This window comes from Neisseria mucosa (genome assembly GCF_003044445.1).
GTDB lineage: Bacteria > Pseudomonadota > Gammaproteobacteria > Burkholderiales > Neisseriaceae > Neisseria > Neisseria mucosa_A.
In genome coordinates, this window is the sequence record NZ_POWX01000017.1 from 40066 (window position 1) to 54743 (window position 14678).

Annotated in this window: 10 protein-coding genes and 1 pseudogene; 3 read left to right on the forward strand and 8 right to left on the reverse strand. The window is 51.5% G+C overall.

Going from position 1 to position 14678, the window contains the following annotated elements:
* Nucleotides 1-205 precede the first annotated feature (205 nt).
* Nucleotides 206-3199, forward strand: coding sequence for an ABC transporter ATP-binding protein/permease (locus tag DBY90_RS09760; protein ID WP_070492497.1), 2994 nt, complete (start codon nt 206-208; stop codon nt 3197-3199).
* Nucleotides 3200-3236: 37 nt separating this feature from the next.
* Here the strand turns inward: DBY90_RS09760 and DBY90_RS09765 are convergent, their stop codons facing one another.
* The 6 genes and pseudogenes from DBY90_RS09765 to dndC all read right to left on the reverse strand — a co-directional run bounded on the left by DBY90_RS09765 (nt 3237) and on the right by dndC (nt 10668).
* Entirely contained in the window at nt 3237-4091 is an 855-nt protein-coding gene (locus DBY90_RS09765) for an ABC transporter six-transmembrane domain-containing protein (RefSeq protein ID WP_070492511.1), read from the reverse strand.
* A gap of 114 nt (nt 4092-4205) precedes the next feature.
* Nucleotides 4206-5285, reverse strand: a pseudogene (locus DBY90_RS09770) (IS5 family transposase).
* A 400-nt stretch (nt 5286-5685) separates the two neighbouring features.
* Entirely contained in the window at nt 5686-7272 is a 1587-nt protein-coding gene (locus tag DBY90_RS09780) for an FtsK/SpoIIIE domain-containing protein (RefSeq protein ID WP_070490855.1), read from the reverse strand.
* A 15-nt stretch (nt 7273-7287) separates the two neighbouring features.
* Nucleotides 7288-9333 carry a DNA sulfur modification protein DndD gene (gene dndD, locus DBY90_RS09785; protein WP_070490858.1) on the reverse strand — a complete coding sequence of 682 codons (2046 nt, stop codon included), beginning with the start codon at nt 9331-9333 and terminating at the stop codon, nt 7288-7290.
* A 2-nt stretch (nt 9334-9335) separates the two neighbouring features.
* A complete protein-coding gene (locus DBY90_RS09790; protein ID WP_070490860.1) occupies nt 9336-9554 on the reverse strand; it encodes a DNA modification system-associated small protein in 219 nt (72 codons plus the stop codon).
* The gene (dndC, locus tag DBY90_RS09795; RefSeq protein WP_070490862.1) at nt 9523-10668 is read right to left on the reverse strand and encodes a DNA phosphorothioation system sulfurtransferase DndC; all 1146 of its coding nucleotides are present in this window, start codon (nt 10666-10668) and stop codon (nt 9523-9525) included. Before dndC ends, DBY90_RS09790 begins: the two co-directional genes overlap by 32 nt.
* Nucleotides 10669-10735: 67 nt before the next feature.
* Between dndC and DBY90_RS09800 the strand changes: the two genes are divergently transcribed.
* Together DBY90_RS09800 and DBY90_RS09805 are read left to right on the forward strand one after the other, a co-directional pair.
* Nucleotides 10736-10987: a helix-turn-helix domain-containing protein gene (locus DBY90_RS09800; protein ID WP_049331660.1), complete on the forward strand. Its 252-nt coding sequence runs from the start codon at nt 10736-10738 to the stop codon at nt 10985-10987.
* On the forward strand, nt 10984-11460 hold the full coding sequence (locus DBY90_RS09805) for a hypothetical protein (RefSeq protein ID WP_070490864.1): 477 nt from the start codon (nt 10984-10986) through the stop codon (nt 11458-11460). The genes DBY90_RS09800 and DBY90_RS09805 overlap by 4 nt, the downstream gene beginning before the upstream one ends.
* A 79-nt stretch (nt 11461-11539) precedes the next feature.
* On the opposite strand, the gene DBY90_RS09810 is transcribed toward DBY90_RS09805, so the two are convergent.
* Nucleotides 11540-12580: an ABC transporter substrate-binding protein gene (locus DBY90_RS09810; protein WP_070490866.1), complete on the reverse strand. Its 1041-nt coding sequence runs from the start codon at nt 12578-12580 to the stop codon at nt 11540-11542.
* Nucleotides 12581-12669: 89 nt separating this feature from the next.
* On the reverse strand, nt 12670-14544 hold the full coding sequence (locus DBY90_RS09815) for a TonB-dependent receptor domain-containing protein (RefSeq protein ID WP_199904709.1): 1875 nt from the start codon (nt 14542-14544) through the stop codon (nt 12670-12672).
* Nucleotides 14545-14678: the final 134 nt, after the last annotated feature.

Consider the following 14678-nt stretch of genomic DNA (forward strand, 5'->3'; position numbering starts at 1 on the left):
GGTATAGGGAAATTTTCGGGCATATTCAATTTCTTTGATCAGGCTGTTATCCACTTTTTCAGACGACCTTGAGGAGATAACTGATGAAGCGGATACACGCTTGTGGGTGAAGCGTTGGCATAGCTTTCAAGCCGTAAGCCCGATAGAAATCAGCCGTTACGAACAGGTCGTCTGAAATCCCGTTTTCTGCAAAAAAGGCTGCATCATGAACACCGTTTCCATCCAAAACCTTTCCCACCGTTACGGCAAGACCCTTGCGCTTGACGATGTGTCGCTGGACATTCCGAAAGGCGCGACGGTCGGTTTGATCGGGCCGGACGGTGTGGGCAAATCGACGCTGCTCTCGCTGATGGCGGGTGTGAAGGTGATTCAGGACGGGCGGGTGGAAGTGTTGGGCGGCGATATGGCGGACAAGGACGTGCGGCGGGATTTGTCGCACCGCATCGCTTTTATGCCGCAGGGTTTGGGGCGCAACCTGTATCCTACCTTGTCGGTGTATGAGAATATCGATTTCCACGCGCGGCTGTTTGGTTTGGACGGGCGGGAACGCACGCGGCAGATTACGCGGCTGATGGAGGCGACCCGCCTTGCGCCGTTTGCAGACCGAGCGGCGGGCAAGCTATCGGGCGGGATGAAGCAGAAGCTGAGTTTGTGCTGCGCGCTGGTGCACAGCCCGGATTTGCTGATTTTGGACGAGCCGACCACGGGCGTGGACCCTTTGTCGCGCCGCCAGTTTTGGGCGTTGGTGGACGATTTGCGGCGGGAACATGCGGGCATGACCGTGATTGTGGCGACCGCCTATATTGAAGAGGCACAGCGTTTCGAGCGGCTGCTGGCGATGGACGCGGGCAGGCTGCTGGAAAACAAGCCCACCGCCGACGTGCTGGCGGATTACGGCACCGACGTGTTGGAAGATGCCTACGTCAAAATGCTGCCACCGGAGAAACAGCAGGGTTCGGGCGGTTTGGACATTACGCCGTTTGTCCTCGATCCCGATGCGCCGCCCGCGATGGAAGCGCATGGGCTGACCAAGCGTTTCGGCGATTTCACCGCTGTGGACCATGTCAGCTTTACCATTCAAAAAGGCGAGATTTTCGGCTTTCTCGGCAGCAACGGCTGCGGCAAGTCCACCACCATGAAAATGCTGACTGGTTTATTGGAGGCGACCGAAGGCGACGCCACGCTGTTGGGCAAGCCGATAGACGCGGGCGGCTTGGACACGAAAATGCGCGTCGGCTATATGTCGCAGGCGTTTTCGCTGTATGAAGAACTGAGCGTGCGCCGCAATCTGGATTTGCACGCCAGACTCTACCAGATGGGTGCTAAAGGCGCGGCGGCGGTGGAAGAAGCCCTGCAACAGTTTGATTTGGCGGACGTTGCCGACACCGCGCCCGCATCGTTGCCGCTGGGCATCCGCCAACGCCTGCAACTTGCCGCCGCCTGTCTGCACCACCCCGAAGTATTGATTTTGGACGAACCGACTTCGGGGGTCGATCCTGCCGCCCGCGATATGTTTTGGTGGCATCTTCTGAAACTCTCCCGCGAAGACAAAATCACCATTTTCGTTTCCACCCACTTTATGAACGAAGCCGCCCGCTGCGACCGCATTTCCTTTATGCACAAAGGCCGCGTGCTGGCGGTGGGCACGCCCGCCGAACTGGCGGCAAGACAGAATGCGCCGGATTTGGAAGAAGCGTTTGTGCAGTATCTGATTGAGGCGGAATCGGATAACGGGTATTCCGAACAGGGTAGGTTGGATCAAGACCCAACAATGCTTTCGGATTCGACAGGTTGGGTCTCGACTCAACCTACGGCTACGGCGGCTGATTTTTCAGACGACCTGTATGAACAAAGCGCAAGGTCGTCTGAAAGTGAACAAAGCAAGTTTCGCCAAAACGCAGACGGCGTGCATTCCGAACAGGGTAGGTTGGGTCAAGGCCCAACGATTCCTTCAGATTCGGCAAGTTGGGTCTCGACCCAACCTACGGCGGTTGAGTTTTCAGACGACCCTGAAAAACACCATCCGAGGTCGTCTGAAAATCCGTCGGCAACGCCTGACACCCAAAGCTTCAAATACCGCTTCTCCATGATTTGGACTTTCGCCCGCCGCGAAGCCAAAGAGCTTTTGCGCGACAAAATCCGCCTGTTTTTCGCCGTGTTTGGCCCGCTGATTATCATGGCGTCGGTATCGTGGGGGATTTCGTTTGACGTGCGGAATCTGAAATTCGCCGTTTACGACCGCGACCAAACCGCCGCCAGCCGCGAGCTGGTCGAATATTTCGACGGTTCGCGCTACTTCCTCCAACAGCCGCCGATACAGTCCGAAGCCGAAATCGACACTGTGCTCAAAAGCTCCGGCGCCATATTGGTTATCGATATTCCGAGCGGTTTCGGGCGCGATTTGGCGCGCGGACTCAAACCCGAAGTCGGATTTTATGTGGACGGCTCCATGCCGTTTAACGCCACCAACATCCGCGGCTACATCGGCAGCCTGATCACCGCCTACACCAAAGACCGCATCGCCGAAAGCGGGCTGCCCGTTTCGCTCAAAGCCCCCTCCGGCATCGAACCGCGCTTTATGTACAATCAGGATTTCGACAGCATCAACGCCATCGCCCCGGGCGTGATGATGCTGGTGCTGATGATGATACCCGCCATGATGTCGGCGGTCGGCGTGGTGCGCGAACGCGAAATCGGTTCCATCGCCAATTTCTACGCATCGCCCGCCGCCGTGGCGCAATATCTGATCGGCAAACAGCTTCCCTATATCGCCGTCGGCATGGTCAATTTCGCCGCCATGATGCTGATGATTATTTACCTGTTCGGCGTGCCGCTCAAAGGCTCGTTTGCCGGACTTGCCGTCGGCACGCTCTTGATGGTGTCCGCCAGCACCGCGCTGGGGCTTTTGATTTCCTGCTTTGTGCGCTCCCAGCTCGCCGCCATCTTCGCCACCGCCATCATCACCATGATTCCCGCGCAAACCTATTCCGGCTTTCTCTACCCGTTGTCCACCATGGAAGGCGGCGCATTGGTTATCGGCAAAACCTTCCCGTCGTCGTGGTACTACACCGTCAGCGTCGGCAGCTTCACCAAAGGGCTGCACACCGCCGACCTGCTGCACGAATACGCCGCCATCGCCGCCTTTGCCGCTACCAGCCTGATTCTGGCGTGTTTGTTGTTGAAGAAGCAGGAGAAGTAAAAAAGGTCGTCTGAAAATGTTTTCAGACGACCTCTGCCTATGCCAGCCCTTTTTCAGACAATTCCACCCTTTGACCGATGTCTTTCAGGTTGGAATATTGTTCGACCAATCGCGGTACGTCGTCCAGACTCATAGCGAACATCCACAGATAAGTACTGACCGAATAAATATGTCCTGCATTGCCAAAGCCTTTGAGTGTCATGTGTACGAAGGCGAAACCAAACAAAATACTCATTGCCACACCGATGCAAAGATAGCCGGATGCTTCCCGGTTAGAAATCAGCACGCGCAGGCGGGCGACCAAACCATAATGCTGATACAGCTGCCGTTCATTGCCTTTTTTAATGAAATGGTTGTCGCGCTCCAAACAGTTATTCAGGCAGAAATACAGGTTTTCGCTGATGGCAGCAAAACGCGGCAATAGCCATAGAAACAGGGCGAGTATGCCCACCGCCAATACGCCGACCCAAAACTCCAAACCCAAAAGCATGATGCAGGCACCGAATATCGACACCAACGATGTGGCGGCAATCGGCAAATGTTCTTCAAAGAAACTGACAAATTCGTGCGATAGGGCGACACGCGCGGTAACTGCCGAATGGGGAACCTCCCTTTGCCGCTGTTTCAATACGACGGGTACGGCGATTTCGGTATAAATCCGCGTGAACGTGCGCGTATCAGCGACACGACGTGTCGCGCCGACAAGCCACATCAGCAAAACCACCAAGCCGTAGAGCATGGCTTGCCAGACATTGCCTTCAATGACTGCATTAATCGCCCAGCCGCCAAACACGGGATATATCAGCATGAGCAGGTTTTCCAGCCCAACCAGAGAAAAAGTGGCAATAAGCCTCTTGCGGAGACCTGTGCAAAAAAGCCCTTCCCCCGACAGCCGAAACCCAAACACAGGTTTTCGGCTCTTTCCCTCCCCCAATCACTCCTAATTCTACCCAAATACCCCTTAATCCTCCCCGGACGCCCCATAATCAGGCATCCGGGCCGCCTTTTAGGCGGTAACAGGCACACTTAGCCTGTTAGCCGCTTTCAACAGGTTCAAACACACCGCCTTCAGATGGCTTTGCGCACTCACTTTAATCAGCCCGAAATAGGCTGCCCGGGCATAGCGGAATTTACGGTGCAGCGTACCAAAGCTTTGTTCGACCACATAACGGGTTTTCGATAAATACCGGTTACGTTTGGTTTGTGCTTCCGTCAGCGGACGGTTGCGGTGGGCTTTGCGCATAATGCCATCCAGCAACCGATGCTCTTTCAGATGTTGCCGGTTTTCCGCACTGTCGTAGCCTTTATCGGCATAGACGGTCGTATAGTGTATTAACTTTAAACCAGTACGGCGTTGCTTCGCCTTGCCGTACTATCTCTACTGTCTGCGGCTTCGTCGCCTTGTCCTGATTTAAATTTAATCCACTATATCTTCGGTCAGACCTTCCAACAAAGGCGACAGGTGGTTGCACTCATGGGTATTGGCGGGAGTGATGTGCAGTTTCTCGATATAACCTTCCTCATCGGTACGGGTATGTTGTTTGTAACTGAGTTTGTAGAGGCCGTTTTTCTTTGTCCAACGGGCATCTTTATCTTTACTCGGTGTGGTTTGGCCGCTGACTTGTCCTTCTTCATCGACTTCTATGACCTGACGCTGTTTGCTGCCGGCGGTTTGAATAATGGTGGCGTCAATGACGGCGGCGGATGCTTTCTCTACTTTTAGGCCTTTTTCAGTCAGTTGGCGGTTAATCAGTTCCAGCAATTCGGACAGGGTGTCGTCTTGAGCCAGCCAGTTACGGTAGCGGCACAAGGTGCTGTAATCGGGGATGCTCAGTTCGTCAAAACGGCAAAACAGGTTGAAATCGATGCGGGTAATGAGGCTGTGTTCGAGTTCGGGATCGGAGAGGCTGTGCCATTGTCCGAGCAGGACGGCTTTGAACATGGACAGCAGGGGATAGGCGGGACGGCCGCGATGGTCTCTAAGGTAGCGGGTTCTTTGACGATTCAGGTACTGTTCGATCGGTTGCTAATCAATCACTTGATCCAACTTCAACAGTGGGAAGCGGTCGGAGATCTTTGCAAAAATAGTCTGTTAATGAAATTTGACGCATAAAAATGCGCAAAAAAATTTTCAATTGCCTAAAACCTTCCTAATATTGAGCAAAAAGTAGGAAAAATCAGAAAAGTTTTGCATTTTAAAAATGAGATTGAGCATAAAATTTTAGTAACCTATGTTATTGCAAAGGTCTCGGTCGATGTGTTTGGCAATCATGGCTTGTGCGGTTTGCTGAAAGAAGGTGCTCATGAGAAATCCCCTAAATGTCTTGGTGGGAATTTAGGGGAATTTTGCAAAGGTCTCAGACTATTTTTGCAAAGGTCTCTGGTTATAAAAAAACTGTACCTTGTGAGTTGGGGGGGCAACTTTTGGGGTGCAGTTCAAAGTTTTCAGACGGCCTGTTAGACTATGCAAAGGATGGTTGAACAAATTATACATTATACCCGTGCAGAAAACGTGCTGCTTCATTGTTCCATTTGACCAAATGATCGCCTTTGGCAGTCAGGTTTTCAGCACCGCGCTCACCCAAGATAATCTCGGAAGACTGGCGTTTGCCTGTTTTCAACGCAATTTTGGTCGGCAGGTTGTCACGTAGGCGGCCGCTGAGTGTTTTCGCATCGGGGCGTTGCGTTGCCAATAACAGATACATTCCTGCGGAGCGCGCTTTTTGTGCCAGCCGTACCAAATGCCCTTCTGCGTCACTGCTGACATCGATAAGGTCGGCCAGTTCGTCAATCACGATAACAACATATTTTGGACGGGCGTGCTGTGGGACTTCTGCCATATCCTTCGCAGCGTATTCGTCCATCAGGCGGTATCGTTTATCCATCTCGTCAGCAAAAGACGACAATATTTCAGCAGCTTCTTCCGCATCGCTGACTATGCGCCCCTGCCATAAATTCGGACGGTCTTTGAAGGCGGCGAAATCCGCAGAAACTTTGCAATAACACACGACGATTTCCGTTTCATTCTGAGGAGCGAGTTCGAACAGGGAAGCCAGCATTGAGCGCACCAGTACCGATTTCCCAGCCCCCGTTTCCCCGCCTACCATCACATGCGGTGCAGTGGCAAAATCTTGAAACACGGGTTCGCCGCGTTCGTCCAAGCCGATACACACGGGCAATCTGAACTGCCGTGCCGATGCGCGGTATTGCTGTAAGGCCGTCTGAAACTCACTTTGTCCATATTGTCGCCAAGTATCTTGCGGACGCAGGATATTGATGTGCCAAGTGTTGGCTTCACCGCGTATGCGCCCGCAGCGCATTTCGTTATCGCCGATGCCCAATTCGGAGCAAATTTGGCTGTGGTATTTTTCCAAATCCACATAGCGGTCGAACTGCACACGCAGACAGTCGTAGCGCACGCCGCCGTATTCGGGCTGTATCGTACCGCCTTTGCCGACTGTTTTGTCCAGTGCGGTTTTGAGTTTGGTGCAGGCTGCATCGAGTGTTCCGACATTTTCTGCGGGAAATTCGCTTGAACTAGAAATCTCTCCTGCATTTTGCCGTCCGCTGCTGTTTTTAACTGCCAATTCGGCCAATTCGTTCAAAAAGGCCTGCCGTTGCGCCAAATCGTCATCAGGTTTGAATTGTCTGCAACGTTCCCAAAACGCATGCAAACCAAGCGCACCAGTATGCCACAGGTCAGCAATCAGTTTGTACAAATCATCTTTTCCCGCCGGTTTACCCTGCCTGATGTGGAACAGGGTCTCGCTCAGTAGGGCAAGCCACAGCCGCGAATGGTCTTGAAAGCAGGTTTGGAAAGACGGTATATCGATGCCTTTGGTATCGGGAGCAGCAGTCAATTTTTCCGGCCGCTGCGCCCAGCCTTTGGCAAAGCAATAGCCGATACAGAGTGTCGCCCAGTCGTAGTTGTTGTCCAGATGCGGCAGCGCACCCGCGTGGGTGAGTTTTTCGCGTATGGCTTTGGCTTCATTGCTAGAAATAATATGTTTGTCGCTAATCAAGGTATGGAAATAGTCGGAGTCCCACCGGCGGTTGTCTGACAGCAGATACATGTATTGTTCCTTTCATTATTCGAAATAAACATCGGCAGTTACACGTGAACATGCCCCCGCGCTGTCCAACGATTCAGCTTCTACCAGATATGTGCGACCGATGTGCGGTGCGAGCCTGTGGTACACTTCTGCGGTAATTTCGGTATCCTGCGACAGCAAAATCACCTGCTGTTCTAGCCCACTCCAATGCTTAAACAAACCTTCTCGGTGGCCCTCATCCAAACGTGCCAGCGGGGTATCGATGACGAAGGGGGAGGGATAGCGGGTAACTTCCGCCAATGCCGATACCAGTGACATAATCAGGATCTGCATTTGTCCGGCCGACAAATCGACCTGTGCTTCCCTGCCGTCATGGCCGTAAAGCCCCATTCTACCGTCGGCTTCGATGCTGATTTTGTGAATGCGGTCATCGTGTGCAATGGCACGATTGATGCGGGTGGCGGTTTCACCGATTTCCCCCGCCTTCTGCCGCATTAGTGCATCGGTCAATGCGGCAATGACTTTTTCCACCTGCCCTGCACGGCGCGACTTCAACATCAGCGGGTTGCTGTCGCTGATTTTGTCTTGCAGTTTGCTGACTTCATCCTTCCTGCGCTGGCATTCTTTTTCTTTTGCCAATACGTTGCTTTTCAGGCTGCCCGAACGTTCTTTAAACCTATCGGCCTGCTCGTTCGCCTGTTTGAGCTGTTCCACCAATTCGTCTTTGTTGCTGCCTTTGAGCAGCTCCAATTCTTCCAAGATTTGTTTTTGTTCACGCCGCCGCTGTTCGATATCGGCCAGCAAGCTACCTATCCTTCCTTGTGGTATAGCCTGTAGGCGGTTGATTTCATTTTGGATTTCGGCGTGAGCGTTTTTCGAGAGATAGTTGTGCTCGATAGTTTCGGCGCAATTTTCAGGCAGCGGGTAAAATAATTCGTTCCAGCATTCGGCCACCGCTTCCTTCATCAGTGGGTCTTCCAAAATGGCGCAAGCCGAACGCCCTAATACTTCTTTGACCTTGCAGCTTCCGACAAACGCACTCCAAAAATCGTTTACCCGTCCCGCAATCTGCTCCCTACCGGCTTCGTGGTGCAGGCGGTTGGCTTCGCGTTCGAGTTTGATTTTTAGCTCGTTCAGGCCGTCTGAAGGCAGGAAGGCCAGCGGCATGGCTTTAACCGCCGCTTTGACCTTCGCATTGAAATCGTCCATTTCCTTTTCCAGCCGTTCACGCTGCATCAGCAAATCCTGCGAAGTCCGAATGTCGCTACCACCACCTAGCTGCTGTTGCAGCCTGCTTCTTTCCGCATCCCAATACGCCCATTCCTGTTGCATTTTTTCCCACTCCTCACGAAACACATCGTATTGGGCTTGGGCAGATGCCAAAGCGTTTTCGGCTCTTTCCAAATCTTCCTGCATTTTTTGACCTGCATTTTCGGAAATGCAGCGTCTGCGGTAATCGCCAAGGCTAGCCGCAAGCCGCGTCAGCAGGGTTACGCCCAGCAGGCCTTTCAGGGCCGTGTTGAGCCACATACCCGTGCCGCTGCGTTCGGCAGCCTGCACGATTTTTTCGCCGTCAAAAAAGAAAAACGGCGCATAATCGAACGGCAGGGCGTAAGTGCTGAGATATTTGTCTAATTCGGCTAAATTGACAGGCTGGTAGCGGTCGTTAACCAGCACATCTGCCCGCGTTTCGGTGCTTTCGCGTTCAAACTGCCTTTTCTCGTTGAAATGCCATTTCCGGCGGATTTTCAGGCCGCAAATCTTACCCTGCCGCCGTTGGCGGATTTCGATTTCCAACTCGATGCGGTATCGGCCGTATTGCGGCGCAGCTTTGTGGTGTAGCGCGGCCTGCAGGAAATTCGGGTAATTGACATCTTTGCTGTTCAAGCCTGCCCGCTGCAAATGGCTGACCGCATCCGCGTCATACAGGCATAGGTAAACCGCTTCCAACAAAGTGGTTTTACCGTGCCCGTTCATCGCACCGATTAAAACAATATTCTGCCCGTTTTTCGGTTCGGGAAAGGAAAAGGCCGCTTCTTGGTAGGATTTGAAATTAAGCAGCTTAATTGAATGTATCCACATATTCAGCCCCAATATTTCCTATTTTCAAAAACTTCATCGAATGCTTCGGTCATGCCGCGTTTGCGGATCCGTTCCTGTTGCTCGCGCTCCCATGCAGCCAAGTCGGCCAGTACATCTGGCGATACACCATGTTCGGCAGCAATTTTCTCCATCAGGTTTCTGGCGTTTTCATCGCTCCACAGCAGCAAATCAGCCACCTGTTCCCGTGTTTCCGTCTTCATTTTTATTCCTTGAGTAAGTGTTAATCAGGTCTTCCGTCCAAATCTGCTTGATTAGGTCGATTTCGTCCTGTGAAATCAGTTCTTCGCCGAAAGCGGCCTGCACTTCCAGCAGTTTTACCAGCATTTCCTGCCGTGCCGTTATGGTGAACGGGCCGGGGATGTGTTTGCCACCTTTAAACGTGAGTTTTCCGTTGCGTCGTTCGGCCTGGCGGTATTCGGGTTTGTTGCGGATATCCACTAACCAGTCGCGGTATTCAATTAACGGTACAAATTCGGTTTTCCCCGCGTCCACAAATCCTTGCAGGCTTCTATCTTTATTGACCACCGTACACGTCCAACAGCCGAAACGGCTGGAGTTGGTGCCGCAACCGGGGGCTTCTTCCTGCGACAGCACAATCGGGCATTCGCCGCCAGCGGCTTCGCGGTAGAGCTTGATTAAATCGCTGTGTGTGCCTCCCCAGGGCGGGTCGTTGGCAGCAAGGAATTCCCACACGTCGTCGGTACTCAAATCGGAAATCGGTCGGTACACCAACGCGTTTTTCAGATCACTGTGCGGGGTCAGATTGCTGTTTTCCAAGTTTTGGTGGCTTTCGATACTTGCTTTGCGGGTGGCAGATTCGTCTTTGCGCACGCCCAGTACAATGATGGCTTTGCCGTTTTCGTTTACTTTTTGCAGGATGTAGCCGCTAGTAGGCTGGATTTTCAGGCGGTCGGTGCACCAGCGCATTGAGCGGTTGGGCGTGGGGTAGCCTTTGCCGATGAGTAGCGTCCAAAAGGTGTCCTGCAATTTCGGCACGGTGATTTCGCCGCTGACGGGCAGCCTGAAAATTTCGGCGGCACGCAGAATTTCTGCCAAAGATTGGCGCATGTGTTTCACTACCAGCGGGCTTTCCACCAGCGTGTCGTTGGAAACGAAGAACACCTGCCGCGTCCGCAGCATCGGCGGCAGCGAAAGCAGCATGTCAAACACCAAATGGGCGACAAGGGTGCTGTCCTTGCCGCCTGAAAAGGTAACAATCCAAGGGTAGTGCTGCGTTTCGCTCAAATATTCTTCAGCGATGTTTTGGCGTATAGCGTCGAACGGGTTGGCAGGGTGTATGGGTATTACGGTCATTTTTATACATATTTCTCATTTGCACCTAAAACAGGTGCATGCGTGATTGTACCTAAAATTGGAGCGCATGAGAAATATTCGTTTGTCGGTACACTCTGCCGAACACACCTATTTGCGACAACTCCTTATCCGCAGAAGATTGGATTTGGGGTTGTCGCAGCGCGCATTGGCGGAACGGATGAATGTGGTGCATTCGTTCGTGGGAAAGGTGGAAACCGGGGACAGGCGGCTGGATATCTTTGAGTTTATTGATTATTGCCGTGCATTGAATTGGCAACCGGAGGAGGTATTGCAAAGTTTGCAGGAGGAAGCGGTATGAACGATTTGGCAGCATTATTAAAATATGCGGAACAATTCCGCAGCCTGCATACAAGTTTTACACAAGTAAACAACCGTGCCCCGCATAAATTCATCCTTCTATACAGTTTATGCCTGCTGTATGAATCAGGCAGCCTGCACACAGAAAAAATTGATTTTTCGGATACGCTTTTGGAAGAATGGCAGGCAATATTCAGGCAGCAATGGCGGCGGTGGGTGGCAAACGCATACCACCAAGAAAATTTCGGCATGCCGCTCTACCACATGAGGACCGAGCCATTTTGGTATTTTTGTGTCAAACCTGGTATGGAGGATGCATTCGAACAAAAAAACCGCATGAAGGCTTTATCCAGCCTGCGCCAAACCGTTTCAGGTGTGGAACTTGATTTATCGCTCGCACGGCTGCTGCTACAACCCGAAACGCGCCTGGTGCTGCAGGATGTTTTGCTGGCAAGGTTGTTTGAGATTTTGTAATGAAATAAAAAATTTTGAGGAAAAGAATCAGGCCGTCTGAAAACAAAATAAAAATTCGGTTTCAGACGGCCTGGCTATTTTATTTGCCTACAGGCGGCAATCCGGCCAACATTCGTTCCGCGTTGGCACGACTAAGGTTGTAGTTGTAATATTTTTTATAGAATGCCTGGGTTTTGGCCACCATATCGAGGTCTTTGAATTGTTCGGGATGGAACAGTTTCGCTGCCCACAAAATTTGCAGTGCTTCTTCGGTGCTGTATCTGTCCCATGGGAATGTACCTGACGGATTGGCATACAGACGGCCGTTTTTAACGGCGCGCATACTTTGCCATGCAGGATTTTTCTTAATCTTCTCTATGCCTTTGCTGCCGCTGGTGCGCCCGCTGCCGACAATGATGATTTCGGGATCGGCTTTGATGATTTCTTCCAAGCTGACAATGGCTTTGTTCCCTGTTCCTGCAAGAACGCTGCGTCCGCCTGCCAGGCGTATCCATTCGCCAATCATTGATTTCCCGCCGTCTATCTCAGTCAGGTTGGTGCTGCCGGTGATGTGCAAGACTGTTGGGCGGCGGTTTTCAGGTATGTTTTTAACCCGGCTGTTGACAAAATTAATATTACCGTCTAATTCACTAATATAGTTTTCGGCAATTTTAGGCGCGGTGCCGCCAATGACGGAGGCGGTAATACGGACGGTTTTCTTCAAACCGTTAAAATCTTGGAAGCTGACCAATACCGCTTTCATACCGGCTTTTTCCACCTGCTGTTGCATGGCTGGATTAGATACCAGCACGGCATCGGGACGTGTCGCCAAAAGGGCTTCCATTTGAACGCTTTGTCCGTTAGTCAGGGCGGGAACAGTTTTAATTTTGGGGAAAATTTCGGCAAACCAGGGATTGTTGCGGATAACGTCGGTGGTGGCGACCAATTTGTTACCGCCGCCCAAAAGCAGTACGACCTGATTGTTTGCATGCCATAAATCGGCAATGCGGTTTACCTGTTCAGCCAGTTCGACTTTTTTACCGTTAATGTCTTGAACCGGACGCGCGTATAGGGGGGCAGGAGTCAGGATAAAGGCGGAAAGCAGTGTGCCTGCCAGTATTTTTTTCAGATTCCGATACATTGTGATTTTCCTATAGGGTTGGGAAAGGGAAACAGCCGTTTTGAAAGCACGGATGTTGTGCTTTCAGACGACCTTTTTGACATCATTATTTAAAATGAGTAGCGTGCGCTCAGGTAATAAGAACGACCGCGTTCGTTATAGGTCCTGGCAGTGCCGGCAGTACGCAGGATTTTCTTATTAAACAGGTTGTTTACACCGGCGCGTACAGTGATTTTGTCTTGCCAGTTGTAGCCGGCATTCAGCCCGAATATACCATAGCTGCCTAATTCATATTGTTTTACAATATTTTCGCCGCTGTTGTAGATGACGTCCATAAAACGGTTGGGATATTTTCGGGTAACTTGACGGCCGTATCGTGTGTAGGAGGCATTTACATCCCATGAGTCATTGATCCTCCAGTTCAAAGTGTTGTTAATCGTGTATTTGGGTACGATGGAAACAGGGTTTTTCGTGGCACGGTCTTCATTTTTGTGCATATAAGTGAAATTGGTAGTCATTGTTAGACGTTTGCCGATCAAAGGAAGGGTTAAATTGCCTTCCAAGCCGGAAATGATGCCGCGCGCCCCGTTACCCCAACGGTAGACGTTGGTGCCTTTGTAATTCCGATAAATGGGCCGGCCGTCAGGTGTGTTGTCGATGCGGATTTCGCGGTCGTAATTGCCGTTGACGGTTTCGATAAATTGACCGTTGTCCACAATGCGGTTGTGGTAGTCATTGTGGAAATAAGCCAAGGAAGCCAGATACCCGTTTTGAGAGAATTCGAAGCCGATTTCTTTGTTCAAACTGGTTTCGGGCTTGATATTCTTGTTGCCGAGGAAATAGCAGGCACGCCCCCAATCAAAACCTTGTGTGCTGTTGTTGGTGTAAGGATTGGTACGGGAGCCGTTACCGCCGTCGTGGATTAAAGCATTGGGATTGTTCCAGTGGTTTTGAGCGTCTATCGGACAGCCGTTACTGGCGTTAATCAGCAGATAGTTGGGCTGGCTTTGATAGAGGTTGGGTGCTTTATAGGCGCGCGCAATGCCTCCTTTGATTTTCCATGCCTGATTAAAGGCGTGGGAGAAGTTGAGCGATGGTGTCCATGCAGAGCCGGACACGCTGTGTTTATCCCAGCGCAATGCAGGCGTCAGGAACGTTTTACCGCCGTTTAAAGCGATATTGTCTTCAACATACAAGGCATATTCGGTTTGCGCGCCTTTTCCGCTGCGGCCTGAATTGGCCAGCCATGGGATAACGCCGTAAGTACGCATATTTGCGGTCATGGAAGCCGTGTCATCCAATTTGGCACGGCTGGCTTCCGCACCGACGGTTACAGTATGGTTGTTTACGGAGAAGTCCGCACGGCTGCCGAAGCGGTGGTTTTTCAATATGCTGTCGGTAAAACCTTCGGTGGTGTTGTATGCGCCTTCTGTACTGCCTAAAAGTGCTTCGGGCAGGCGGCTGTTCACAGTTTTGTCATAACCGATATAGGTTTCGGTATGACCCCAACCCCATTTGCCTTTGTGGGTTAAAGTATAATTTTGGCGGTATAGTCTGGCGGTCTCCCTGCCTATCAGTTGTTGTGCAATTGGTTGTATGGCTGCAACCAACACGTTGCTGCTTTGTGTATCGCCGTTATAAATATTTCCCTGACGGCTGTATGAGGTATCTAAAATCAGTTTTTGATTCGGGGTGATATTCCATTGCAGACGGCCTGCAATGTCTTTGTTACGTACACCTTCCCGTCCCGCGCTCAATGCAGTACGCGAACTTTTCACGCTGTCATTAATATCGAATGCATCGGCTTGGGTTTTGTTTAGATTGCCATAAACGCGGAAACCCAAAGTGTCTTTAACCAAAGGTGCGGAAAGCACGAAATTTGCACGGCGGGTTGCCCCTTCTTTGTCGCTTTGCGGATGGTCTGCATAAATGCCCACGCTTCCGGCAATTTCGTCGCTGATGCCTTTGGTTACAATATTGACCACACCGCCCGAGACCTTTGCAAAATACCTCTCTTCACCTTTTCGCTGACAGCCGGAACCCAAACACAGGTTTTCGGCTATTTTTCCCCCCCAATACCTCCTGATTTTACCCAAATATCCCCTTAATCCTCCCCGGA